This window comes from Psychrosphaera sp. 1_MG-2023, assembly GCF_030548245.1.
GTDB classification, from domain to species: domain Bacteria; phylum Pseudomonadota; class Gammaproteobacteria; order Enterobacterales; family Alteromonadaceae; genus Psychrosphaera; species Psychrosphaera algicola.
This window is the reverse complement of the sequence record NZ_JAUORW010000008.1, coordinates 27,452-39,755: the sequence shown is the minus strand read 5'-3', so window position 1 is coordinate 39,755 and position 12,304 is coordinate 27,452. Positions and strand designations below refer to the sequence as shown.

Annotated in this window: 9 protein-coding genes; 3 read left to right on the top strand and 6 right to left on the bottom strand. The window is 41.6% G+C overall.

From position 1 onward, the window contains the following. Positions 1-5: 5 nt before the first annotated feature. The 4 genes from spoT to Q4575_RS09200 all read right to left on the bottom strand — a co-directional run bounded on the left by spoT (position 6) and on the right by Q4575_RS09200 (position 3,592). Positions 6-2,105 carry a bifunctional GTP diphosphokinase/guanosine-3',5'-bis pyrophosphate 3'-pyrophosphohydrolase gene (spoT, locus tag Q4575_RS09215; RefSeq protein ID WP_215962480.1) on the bottom strand — a complete coding sequence of 700 codons (2,100 nt, stop codon included), beginning with the start codon at positions 2,103-2,105 and terminating at the stop codon, positions 6-8. 104 nt (positions 2,106-2,209) lie between these two features. Continuing rightward, a complete protein-coding gene (gene rpoZ, locus Q4575_RS09210; protein WP_215962479.1) occupies positions 2,210-2,482 on the bottom strand; it encodes a DNA-directed RNA polymerase subunit omega in 273 nt (90 codons plus the stop codon). A 107-nt stretch (positions 2,483-2,589) separates the two neighbouring features. Further along, the gene (gmk, locus tag Q4575_RS09205; protein WP_215962478.1) at positions 2,590-3,207 is read right to left on the bottom strand and encodes a guanylate kinase; all 618 of its coding nucleotides are present in this window, start codon (positions 3,205-3,207) and stop codon (positions 2,590-2,592) included. Between the two features lie 67 nt (positions 3,208-3,274). Next, positions 3,275-3,592, bottom strand: a complete 318-nt coding sequence (locus Q4575_RS09200) for a hypothetical protein (protein ID WP_215962477.1) — start codon at positions 3,590-3,592, stop codon at positions 3,275-3,277. Positions 3,593-3,894: 302 nt separating this feature from the next. Here Q4575_RS09200 and Q4575_RS09195 point away from each other — a divergent pair, with 302 nt between their 5' ends. Further along, positions 3,895-6,588 (top strand): FG-GAP-like repeat-containing protein, encoded by a 2,694-nt coding sequence (locus Q4575_RS09195; protein ID WP_303522536.1) that lies wholly within the window; start codon positions 3,895-3,897, stop codon positions 6,586-6,588. A 112-nt stretch (positions 6,589-6,700) separates the two neighbouring features. Here the strand turns inward: Q4575_RS09195 and metE are convergent, their stop codons facing one another. After that, positions 6,701-8,989, bottom strand: coding sequence for a 5-methyltetrahydropteroyltriglutamate--homocysteine S-methyltransferase (gene metE, locus Q4575_RS09190; protein ID WP_303522534.1), 2,289 nt, complete (start codon positions 8,987-8,989; stop codon positions 6,701-6,703). A 39-nt stretch (positions 8,990-9,028) separates the two neighbouring features. Between metE and Q4575_RS09185 the strand changes: the two genes are divergently transcribed. Further along, positions 9,029-9,994, top strand: a complete 966-nt coding sequence (locus tag Q4575_RS09185; protein ID WP_272181638.1) for a LysR family transcriptional regulator — start codon at positions 9,029-9,031, stop codon at positions 9,992-9,994. A 113-nt stretch (positions 9,995-10,107) separates the two neighbouring features. On the opposite strand, the gene Q4575_RS09180 is transcribed toward Q4575_RS09185, so the two are convergent. Then, complete coding sequence (locus Q4575_RS09180) at positions 10,108-10,575, bottom strand: DUF1456 family protein (protein WP_215962474.1); 468 nt, start codon at positions 10,573-10,575, stop codon at positions 10,108-10,110. 501 nt (positions 10,576-11,076) lie between these two features. Here Q4575_RS09180 and Q4575_RS09175 point away from each other — a divergent pair. Next, the gene (locus tag Q4575_RS09175) at positions 11,077-12,267 is read left to right on the top strand and encodes a type III PLP-dependent enzyme (protein ID WP_272181639.1); all 1,191 of its coding nucleotides are present in this window, start codon (positions 11,077-11,079) and stop codon (positions 12,265-12,267) included. Positions 12,268-12,304 lie beyond the last annotated feature (37 nt).

Here is a 12,304-nt window from a genome sequence, read left to right as displayed (position 1 = left end):
CTTATTTATTTTCTACTGATGCGTTGAACATCTGGCATCGTTCTAAGTTTTTTAATCAATCGGGCTAAGTGGATACGGTCTTTGACCGTTACATCGGCGGTGATCACATATAAATTGGAATCTTTTTCTTCAGTGTTGATGTGTTCAACATTGGAATTACTCTTAGAAATCAAGTGAGTGACTTTCGCTAGCGCGCCCTGATGATTGATTAATTCAATTTTAAGTGTCGTGACATATTCACGGTCGGTATTTGTATCCCACTTCACTTTAAAGAATTTTGCGGGTTCTTTTTCCCAATGACGACAGTTCGGGCAGTCTTCGCGATGAATGGTAAGCCCTTTGCCTTGTGACACGTGCGCAACAATCTCATCACCGAATATAGGGTGACAACATTTACTATACGTGACCAACATGCCGTGAGCGCCGGCAATTGGAGTATGATCCTTAGCCATTGTTTCGTCGTCTTGCTCGTCAGAATTTAGCAAACGGTTACAAACACTTAACCCCATCAAATTACCTAAACCAATTTCTCGGTACAGATCATCCATCGATTTTAAATGCAGATCTTTTAATAGCTGTATTTTGTTATCTTCTTCAATATCTTCGATATTGAGTTCGCCCAATGCTGAATTTAGCAGACGTTTGCCTAAATTAATGGCTTCGTTACGACGTTGGTGCTTGAGGTAATTTCTGATCCCCAAGCGCGCTTTGGCGGTTGTTACAAAGTTGAGCCAAGTGGCATTCGGCTTACCGTTTTTGGAGGTCATAACCTCAACAGTTTGGCCAGAATCTAATGCTTTACTTAACGGATGATGTTTGCGGTCAACTTTAGCGCCGATACATGTATTACCGACATCGGTATGTACACTGTAGGCAAAATCAACAGGCGTTGCCCCCATAGGTAATTCATGAATTTTACCATCAGGAGTAAAGACATAAATTTCTTCAGGGAATAAATCTGTTTTTACGTTTTCAATAAATTCAAATGACGAACCTGCGCTTTGCTGCAACTCTAATAAGCTTTGCATCCATTGGCGCGCACGTTGTTGCGATGTATTGCCTGTGGTTTCACCTTCACCTTTATATGCCCAATGTGCAGCAACACCTCGGTCAGCTAACTGATCCATCTCACTTGTACGAATTTGTATTTCAATTGGAATGCCATGAGGACCAACCAAAGAGGTATGCAGTGACTGATAACCATTGGTTTTTGGGATCGCAATATAGTCTTTAAAACGAGTTTCAATAGGTTTATAAAGATTATGCATTACGCCGATGACACGGTAACACGTGTCGATGTCGTTAACGACAATTCGGAAGGCATAAATGTCCATGACTTCGTTGAACATCAGTTCTTTGTTCAACATTTTCCGATAAATACTAAATAAATGTTTCTCGCGACCCAGCACATTGCCAGCAATCGCAACTTCTTGGAGTCGGGTTTCAATTTCTTCCTGAATATTCTGAATGATTTCTTTACGATTGCCGCGGGCTTGTTTTACCGCAGCGGATAAGGCCCGCGCACGCATTGGATACAGGGCTTGAAAACCAAGATTTTCCAATTCGTTTTTAAATTCGTGAATACCCAAGCGATTAGCAATTGGCGCGTAGATTTCTAATGTTTCTTTGGCGATGCGACGTTTTTTCTCAGGTTTTAGTGATCCTAAGGTACGCATGTTGTGCGTTCTGTCTGCCAATTTAATTAATATGACTCGAATATCTTGAGTCATCGCCATGATCATTTTTCGAAAATTTTCGGCTTGGAATTCTTTTTTGTCTTTAAAATGAAGTTTGTCGAGTTTAGAAACACCTTCAACTAAATCGGCAATGGTATCGCCAAATTCGCCAGCTAACTCTTCTTTGGTTACTGGTGTATCTTCGATAACATCGTGCATTAACGCTGCGGCTAATGTTTCATGATCAAGACGCATGTCTGCAAGTAGCACTGTGACAGCCACAGGGTGGGTGATATACGGATCGCCACTCGAACGCATTTGGCCTTCGTGCGCATCTCGCGCTACAACATAGGCACGCTGAATGATTTTAACTTGCTCGGTCGGCAAGTATTCGCAGATCTTTTGTTTTAAGCCTTCAAATAAGTACACTAATTAATCAGTTCAAAAAGATGGTGGATGGAATTATTTAAAATATACGATGTTTGAGGGGTAAAGCCAACGTGAAGTTACACGTTGGCGATAAAGTTTTTCTACTATTCGTTACCAACGATAGCGGCAACAGCTGCCATTTCTTCCGCTTCACGAACATGTTCTGCTTCGTTATCTTGCAGATCCATTACTTCGTTTGTGATCAAACCAGCTTCGATTTCACGTAGAGCAGTTACAGTTGGCTTATCTAGACCAGCATCTACTAACGGCTCTTTGCCTCCAGTTGCTAACTGACGCGCGCGGCGTGATGCAACTAAAATCAAATCAAAACGGTTACCAATTTTATCAACAGCGTCTTCTACAGTTACGCGAGCCATTTACAATCTCCAGTTTTACCGCATTTTGCGGATTATTCACTTCAACACTTAACGCAAAAATTGCACTAAGTTAAAAATTTTTTAAGGGGCGTAATATTACACTAAGGTTAGCTTTTAGCCAACAGATCATTTAACAAGGATTGATGTTTAATTTGTTGGTTTGCTTTTCTGCACCGATGTGCGAGTACAACGGACTCCAATTGAGCCAAAGTGGTATCAAAATCATCGTTTATTAAAACAAATCCATATTCGTCATAGTGAGACATTTCGCTTTGCGCTTTGTCCATGCGTTTGGCGATCACGTCTTGTGAATCTTGGCCGCGTTTATTAAGGCGATTTTCCAGTTCAGTTTTTGATGGTGGTAAAATAAACACCGAAATAACTTCGCTCACTAACTTGCGCATCTGCTGCGCGCCTTGCCAATCAATATCCAAAAATACGTCAATGCCTTGGTCAAGTTGATCAATTATCGCTTGTTTAGAGGTGCCATAAAAATTGCCAAATACTTCAGCCCATTCAAAAAAACCATTCTGCTCAATAACCGCTTTAAATTCATCTTTATCACAAAAGTGATAGTGAACACCGTCAACTTCACCGGGTCTTGGCGCGCGTGTTGTATGAGACACAGATACTTTCATATCGTCATGTTTTGCTAACAATGCGCTGATCAAACTTGATTTACCCGCACCACTTGGTGAGGAAATGATGAACAAATTACCTTTCATATTACTCGTTCTTTTGAATTGGACTATTTTAAAGCGCGTCAGTATATCATCTATTTAATTGATGAACTTAATTTCCGCCATCGGCTGCTTTGTCAGCGGCTTCTTGCATCTCTTTCATTTTTTCTTCTAACGCTTTGACGCTCGCTTTAGCTTCATCAAGTGCCTGAGCTCGTTCGGTAACATAACCAACAAGTGGATTATCTACCGCGGCATCCGCTAATGGTTCTGCTTTTTCTAACAACATTTTAGCCGACTCTGGCATGTTATCCTGTGCTTCAGCCCAAAGCGGCTCAATATAAGGTTTTACATAACCATTAATATCGACTTTTAAACCGTATTGAAGAACTAAATATACAACGGCGATTTTCAGAATTAATTTAAACATACGTTTCTCGTTAACAAATTCAGTCAATAGTAATGCATTTAAAGGCCAATTTGTGCCAAATGCAAGACTGAAAAGAAATTTGGGGGTGAATAATATCACATTCACTTTTTAGCGTTAGCGGTCGATAATAGCTAATAAGCTGATCTTTTATCAGAGTTTTAACCAAGTGGATTACACTAAAACGTATCTTTTGTGTAATCCCTAGATATTTTCTGGAGTCTATCGCAGGCTCAGTTGTGTCATTTTTTAAATAAGCTGTTTGAATTAGTCGACAGTCAATACTTAGATGGTGAAGATGTTTTATGCCGAATAAATTGTTACTGGTCATTCTCCTCGTGATTTTGAGCATTAAGCCACTTGTTGCTGCGCCTTCAGATGTCCCGCGTGACGTCTCCGGCAGCGCTCAAATTGATGTAGATGAAAACAGCACGTTTGTTGCCAATTTTATCATTGATGATGAATTTAATGGCACTAAAACGCTTAGTCTAGAAGGTGAAGATGGCGACTTATTCGACTTAAATTCAGGCCAGCTAACGTTTTCCCAAGCCCCAAATTATGAGCAGCCCGGCGACAATACCCACAATAATGTTTACAGCTTGAGGGTAAATGCAAGGGACAGCCAGGGAAATCCGTCAGCCATAGACATTCAAATCATCGTTATTAATGTGAATGAAGCACCCGTGATTTCAATCAACAACAACTATTCGGCCTATGAAGACACCAATTTTAGTTTTGGTTTAGCGGCAAGTGATGAAGACGGCGACGAATTTACGTTTTCAATTAGTGGTGCAGACGCCGAGTTGTTTTTGTTGTCGGAGGACTTTCAGGTCACGCCGATATTCACCTTAAACTTTGAACAACCACAGGACCAAGACGCGAATAATGATTATGAGCTGATTGTTTTAGCTGAAGATATAAATGGCAATGTTGGGCAATTAGCCGTTAACTTTTCGGTATTGAACCGCCAAGAATTAGGGTATTTCACAGGTCTTGCACCTATTGTTATTTACGAAGTTGACGCCAGCAATGGTGAAAGCTCGCCACTGTTTAAAAGTCTTACTTGGGTTGAGCCCGACGCACAATTTGCTGGTCAAGTTTTGACAATTTGGGGCCACTTACCGGAAGACTCAATTGTATTGGAAAGTGATCTGTCCGCAGAATTAACTGTGTTGTCGCAAACCGGTCAGGTCATTTATATGGGGGAAATTGTTGCCCAAATCACACCGAGCAAAAAAGGCGAAGCGGGTGCACCGTTAGAAATTACCTTTAATGAGTTTACGACGCCAGACGCTGCAAATGTCATTTTGTCGGCCATTAGCTATCGCAATAGTGCAATTTTACCGGTCGAAAGTCGTTTGATTTATTTTGAGTTAGTGGACCAAAACAACAAAGTTATTAGGCTCATAAACAGTTTAGATATGATTGAAGATGATCAGTATCAGCCAAGCTTTACATTAACAGATGACTCGAACACTCATTTAACTGACATAAATAACGACAATTTAGTTGATTTAGTGGTTGGCCAAAGCGATGGACAACTCGCTGTATATATCAACAACGCCAGCGCAATGCTTGACTGGCAAAGTACAGCTAATGGAGCGTTAGCGCAGTTTGACGTTGGATCAGATGCCGTGCCTTTTGCTGCTGATTTAGATAATGATGGTGACAACGACTTGCTCGTGGGAAATCAGTCTGGTTTTTTGAGCTATTTTGAAAATACCACCGACGGTGGGGCACTCACTTTTGTCAGTAAAATTGGCCGAGATAACCCCGGCCGGTTTATTGACGTTGGCGCTGGGGCCAGACCGACATTAGTCGATGCTGATAATGATTTAGACTTCGACTTGTATATTACCAACAGTGACGGCGAATTATTTTATTACGAAAATACAGGCAGTGTTAGCAATGCCGTATTTGAACTGCAAAACCAAACGTTAATTGACTTAAGTTTAGTGGGCAATGTTTTAGGTTTGGCGTTTGCTGATCTTGATACCGACGGCGACGTTGATCTGCTCGTAGGCAGCGACTCAGGTCGACTGTTTTATTATAAAAACCTCGGCACGGTAACCCAGCCCTTATTTAAATCCGAAGGATTGTTGAACCCATTTAACCAGTGGCAATTTGAAGGCAATGTCTTCCCGCATTTTACCGATGTTGACGGCGACCAAGACCTAGATGTTCTGGTGCAAAGTTCTGCCTCATATTTCGATGTGTTTGATAATCAATCAGGTCTTACAGTAAACGTCGTCAAACGTGACAATACGGTGCCTGTTTTTGTGCCAGCCGAAGAAGTGAATTTGGTGAGCAATGTCAAATACCTGTTAATCGCTGAAGTCTCCGATCCCGAAGACGATCCGATAACATTTCAATGGCAACAGCTTAGTGGTCCAGACGCTAATATTTTACGGCAATTAGGACAAGAGTTAGAGTTTGTTGCGCCAAGTGTTGACGAACATCAAGTCTTGCAATTTAAGTTGGTGGCGAGTGATGGTCGATCTTCGGCAGAGCAATTATATGACATCAATGTATTTCCTATCGGCACTAATATTCCGGGGTATAACCTTCCGACAATCGAGCTAGGAGAGACACTAACAGCGCGACCTGGCGAACAAGTGTGGTTAGCTGGGGTAATTTTTGATGCCGATGATGATGAGTTAGTCTTTAATTGGTTGCAAGCCACCGGGCCGTCAGTGGAACTTATTGATGATGATACGTTAACGCCCAGTTTTATTGCGCCTGAAAGTGACGAATCTGTGTTGCTGAAATTTCGATTGGTTGTAAATGATGGTCAGTTTACCGTTTACAAAGATGTAACTGTTGTGGTCGACGTTGTTGTTGAAACCCCAGATGAAGAAACACCCGACGAGGCAGACGAAAAGGATGACTCAAGCCCTAAATTTGGATTAAGTTTGTCGATAGGTTATTTGATATTTGCCTTAGGGATTGTCGGATTTAGACGACGTCGGAGCGCGCTGGTTGCTATTTCGACCAAATAAACTTGTGTTGATATTTTACTAATTGAAATAGCCAGTTTATCCATTAATACATAACTAAACGGAAAAACCGTACTGGATTGTTAAAACAGTACGGTTTTTTTGTGTTCTTTGATTAGTCCGCGATTACCACTGAAGGGTTACGCAGTGACTTGGCTGCTTTTACCATGTTTTCTAATGCCGGTTTTACTTCTTCCCACCGACGGGTTTTTAGTCCGCAATCGGGATTGATCCATATCTGGTCACGGTCAAATATTGTCGTCGCCTTTTTGATCAACGTCTGGATACTTTCCAGCGTTGGGATATTAGGTGAATGAATATCGTAAACCCCAGGGCCAATTTGATTTGGATATTGAAAACGTTCAAAAGTTTGCAACAACTCATTGTCTGAACGAGACGATTCAATCGTAATCACATCGGCGTCCATATGCGCGATTGCATCGATAATGTCATCAAATTCTGAGTAACACATGTGAGTATGTATTTGTGTTGAATTAGCGACATCACGGGCACATAATTTAAATGCATTTACTGACCAGTCTAAGTAGTGCTGCCAGTCATTTTTACGCAGAGGCAATCCCTCTCTTAGTGCCGCTTCATCTATTTGAATTATGTTAATGCCTAATTGCTCCAGCGCCTGTACTTCTTCTTTAACTGCCAACGCAATCTGATAGCAAGTGGTAGATAAGGCTTGATCATCACGAACAAACGACCAGTTCAAAATGGTCACAGGCCCCGTTAACATGCCCTTAACTGGCTTGTTTGTTAACGACTGCGCGTATTCAGCCCATTGTGTTGTTAATGGTTGGCTACGGTAAACATCACCAAATAAAATTGGCGGTTTTACACAACGAGAACCGTAACTTTGTACCCAGCCCAGTTGCGTTTGAGCAAAACCTTCGAGCAACTCACCAAAGTATTCAACCATGTCATTACGCTCAGGTTCGCCGTGCACTAATACGTCGAGGTCTAAATCGGTTTGGTATTGAATAACCGATTCAATTTCCTGCTGCATTTTTGTTACGTATTCAGCGTGGTCGATTTTACCGCGCTTATACTGGTTGCGGGTTTGACGAATATCAGCGGTTTGCGGAAATGACCCTATGGTTGTTGTGGGGAACGCCGGCAGTTTAAGTTTTTGTTGTTGTATCGCTTGTCTTTCGACATGCGGGCTTATTCGATTTAAATGTTGAGTATTGATATTACTTAGGGCGTTTTGCACGTCTTGGTTGGTCACTAAAGGAGAGTGGTGACGACGGAGCAGACTTGTTTCATTATCCTTTAGTTGCTGTACAACCGCATTACGGCCTTTATTTAATGCCAGCGTTAAACATTCTAGTTCGGCAATTTTTTCTTGGCCAAAGGCTAGCCAGTCGATGAGTTCGTCCGCTAATGACGTTTCGTTCGCGAGAGTGACAGGAACGTGCAATAACGAGCAACTTGGCGCTAACCATAGATTGTCTTGTTTCACCTGGGCAAGGGGTTCTATCGAGTCTAAAATTTTTGTGAGATCAGATTTCCAAATATTTCGTCCATTAATCACGCCAAGAGACAATACTTGGTCAACCGACTGGGATTGCACTAACGATGACGCTTCATCAATGTCATGAGTCACGTCGAGGTGAATACCCGCGACTGGTAATGTGGCAACGAGATCGAGATTGGTGCCCAGTGGCCCAAAATAAGTGGTTAACAAAATTTTCAGTGACGATGTTTTTAGAGCATTAAACGCATAGCGATAAGCAAGTTGCCACTCAGGTGATAAATCAACAACTAAAGCGGGTTCGTCAATCTGTACCCATTCAATTCCGTGGCGTTCGATGACCGCAAAGAGTTCTTGGTAGATAGGCAATAATTTGTCTAATAAGGCCAATTTATCACACTGATCTTTACTTTTTCCTAGATGTAAATAACTGACCGGACCCAAAATCACAGGTTTCACCGTTGAGCCTAATGCTTTGGCCTGATTGATTTGACGAATGAGTTGTTCTGGGTTTAGCGAAAACTCAGTGTTTTGATCAAATTCTGGAACGATGTAATGGTAGTTGGTGTCGAACCACTTGGTCATTTCGCCTGCTTGCGTGCAGCAATTGTTATGGTTGCGCGCTTTGCCACGGGCTACTTTAAAGTAATTGTCGAGTCTTGAATCATCGTCGTTTTGAGCCCGCTTCGGCACGTTACCTAATAAAAAGCTGGTATCGAGCACGTGGTCGTAAAAAGAAAAATCTCCCACTTGGGTGAAGTTTAAATCTGCCGTTGATTGAATGTTTTGTTGTTGAATCGTATTTGCCGTTAACTGCAGTTCGTCAGCAGTAATGTCGCCACGCCAGTATGATTCAAGTGAAAATTTAAGTTCTCTGTTTGGACCGATCCGTGCCGCGCCCAATAAATGTGATTTAGCCATCTATACCCCTAAATTGAAATGATTTTGAAGTATGGTAGAGTGACTGTTCTATTAATAAAAATGGTTTATTTTCATAAATACATGAAAATGGCTCATGAAATAATTGCATGGAAGATCATGTTAGACCGACATCAACTCGAAATGGTACGCGCCATTGACCACTACGGCACAGTGACTAAGGCATCAGAACACTTATGTTTAACGCAATCGGCATTAAGTCATGCGATTAAAAAGCTCGAACAGCGGGTAGGCGTTCAACTTTGGCGCAAGTCTGGGCGAACCTTGTTATTGACCGACGCCGGTGCACATGTTTTACAAGCGGCAAATAAAATACTGCCGCAATTTGAGCGTTTTGAGTCTGAACTTGAGGCACTCAAGCAAGGTTTTGTTGGCTCGTTAAAGTTAGGCATTGAATGTTACCCCTGCTTTCAATGGTTATTGCAAGTGGTATCACCGTATCTCAGCAAATACCAAGACGTCGATGTGGATATAAAAAACGAATTTCAATTTGGTGGCATGGGCGCGTTATTTGCTCATGAAATTGATTTGCTTATCACGCCGGATCCTTTATTGAATAGAGCGATAGAATACATTCCAATTTTTGACTACGAACAGGTTTTAGTGGTCAGTAACCAACATGCCTTTGCCGAGTTAGAGCATATTTTGCCCGAACAACTCGAAGATCAAATTTTGTTTACGTATCCGGTAGAAACCACGCGATTGGATGTCTTTAATCAGTTTTTGTTACCGGCTGGACGCACAGTGAAACAACATAAAACATTAGAAAACACTGAAATGATCCTACAACTGGTTGCGTCAAATCGAGGGGTTGCGGTATTGCCCGATTGGCTGGTGGCCAAAGCTGAAAACAAAGATCAAATAATGTCATTACGGTTAGGAAAAACAGGCCTGCATAAGTCGACCTTTATTGCGGTAAGAAAGGGTGAAACCCAAAGCCGATTTGTCGATGAATTTGTGGCGCTAGCAAAACAACAAAGTGCCTGATAAAGGAACTCTAGCTTGGTTTTTTATGTAAATTGGCAAACATAGGAAAGCAGACACAAAAATGCCGCGATAAACGCGGCATAAGTTATTTGATAACGTAGAGTCTACCTAACTTAGTCTTCTTTAGGCGCAAACTTAAGCTGCAGTCCCATTAGGAAGTTACGTAATACTTGGTCTTTACAAGGACGGAAGTGTTTATGTCCTGCTTTACGGAACAGTGCACTTAGTTCATGTTCGCTGAATCGAAAGTCCGCTAATTCTAAAATTTCCAACATGCCTTTAGATTGCAAATCAAACGCGATTTTTAATTTGCGCAATACAATGTTGTTATTCAAGGTGGTTTCTGCTGCCGGTGATGGGCCTTCACGCTTGCCACGTCGTTCAATAATAAGACCATTTAAGAAGTTGGCAAAAGCTTCATCAGGCAAGCTTTTGTAACGCTCGTCTTCGTCTTTAGCTAACCAGCTAGTTAATTGAGCATTTTCAACTTTGTAACCAACGTGGTCAAAAATTGAAAGCATTTTAGCGTTGTCATAGCTAAGGGTAAATCGAAGTCTTCGAAGAGCGTCGTTATTGGTCATGTTAGGTCGCATTTGTTCAAAATTTTCTCGATTATACTTGGTTTTATTCGGTTTGTCTCAAGCAGCAATGACCCAAATTGAAGATAGTTTGGAAAGACGAAATTTTTACTGAAAAGTTACAGTTAAAAATCCGCTTTTTATCCGTATTTTCAACTGTCCTTTTAACGCTAACTCAGCATAAACAGAAGGGGAAATACTCAATTTGTGGTCTTTATTGTCGATCATATGTCACTAAAAATAAATTAAAATCCATTAAAAACATGAGGTTAAAATTAATTTCAAAATAATGAAAAAAAATATTGCACTGAATGTTTTTTTGCCTAAAATACCGCCACTTCTTGTTGATAGCCAATCCAAGTACATCGTGAAAAACACGGCCAGGCAGTTGAGCAACTATCCAAGAGTGACTTTGAATGTTTAGTTATGTTTTGACTCGCTCGCCTCACTTTTGAGGTTTATATATTTGTTTTATTGAAGACGTCTGGAGAATAAAAGAACACTATGTCTATCAACCCAATTGTTACGCCTATTCACGCTCAATCTTTGTCATTTAACCATGTCGATTCTGCTGAAGTTTTAGTTGCCCAATACGGCGCGCCGTTAATGGTGCTTGACTGTGATGTCGTGCGTCAACAATACCGAGCTTTGCAACAAGCGTTGCCAAACGTAGATTTACATTACGCGTTAAAACCATTGCCTCATCCTGCTGTAGTGTCAGCATTGTTAGCGGAAGGTGCATATTTTGATCTGGCGACAAACGGCGAAGTTGACTTAGTTAATTCAGTAGGTGTACCAAGCGATCGCACGATTCAGACTCACCCGATCAAACGTGTAAGCGACATTCAATATGCGCTTGAATACGGTTGTTGTGTATTTGTGGTAGACAACATTAACGAAATCGACAAGTTTGTGGCCTTCAAAGACGACGTTGAGTTACTGGTTCGTGTGAGCTTTCCTAACGCCGACGTTTTAGCCGACTTATCGAAAAAGTTTGGTTGTAAACCAGAACACGCTGTTGCATTGATTAATCACGCGCACAACTTGGGCATTCGTGTAAAAGGGTTGTCGTTCCATGTTGGTTCGCAAACTCGTTCTGGTGACAAATACGCGACTGCAATCTCACGTTGCGCCGACATTATTGAGCAAGTTACCGAAGCCGGTTTACCAGCCCTTAATACGTTGGACATTGGCGGCGGTTTCCCTGTGCAATACACAGCGGACGTTCTACCAATTAATATCTTTTGTGCGCCAATTCGTGATGCGTTAGCGCAATTACCAGACACAGTTCGTGTGATTGCTGAACCTGGACGTTTTATTGTTGCCCCTGCGGTAACTAATATTGCTTCTGTTATGGGTCAAGCAGAGCGAAACGGCAAAACTTGGTATTACTTAGACGACGGAATTTACGGGTCATTTAGTGGTTTGATGTTTGACGAAGCAAAATACCAAACAACAAGCGTTAAACAGTCTGACGAATTATTCCCAGCTGTGTTAGCCGGTCCTACGTGCGACAGTATCGACGTGATTTCAGAAAACATCATGTTGCCAAAACTAAACAATGGCGATTTGATAGTGAGCACTATGATGGGAGCTTATTGCTCTTGTACGGCAACCGATTTTAACTTCTTTAAACGCGCAGAAATGGTGGTTGTAAACGAACATGCGTTTTCTGAGTCAGCTGTTAGTGCTTAGTTTTTAATGCGCAGAAACATTAAACTGGCGTCGTTGT

Excerpts from the sequence above, each read along its gene's own strand:
- rpoZ (WP_215962479.1), bottom strand. The coding sequence starts at position 2,482 with ATGGCTCGCGTAACTGTAGAAGACGCTGTTGATAAAATTGGTAACCGT.
- gmk (WP_215962478.1), bottom strand. The coding sequence starts at position 3,207 with ATGAAAGGTAATTTGTTCATCATTTCCTCACCAAGTGGTGCGGGTAAA.
- Q4575_RS09200 (WP_215962477.1), bottom strand. The coding sequence starts at position 3,592 with ATGTTTAAATTAATTCTGAAAATCGCCGTTGTATATTTAGTTCTTCAA.
- Q4575_RS09195 (WP_303522536.1), top strand. The coding sequence starts at position 3,895 with ATGCCGAATAAATTGTTACTGGTCATTCTCCTCGTGATTTTGAGCATT.
- metE (WP_303522534.1), bottom strand. The coding sequence starts at position 8,989 with ATGGCTAAATCACATTTATTGGGCGCGGCACGGATCGGTCCAAACAGA.
- Q4575_RS09180 (WP_215962474.1), bottom strand. The coding sequence starts at position 10,575 with ATGACCAATAACGACGCTCTTCGAAGACTTCGATTTACCCTTAGCTAT.
- Q4575_RS09175 (WP_272181639.1), top strand. The coding sequence starts at position 11,077 with ATGTCTATCAACCCAATTGTTACGCCTATTCACGCTCAATCTTTGTCA.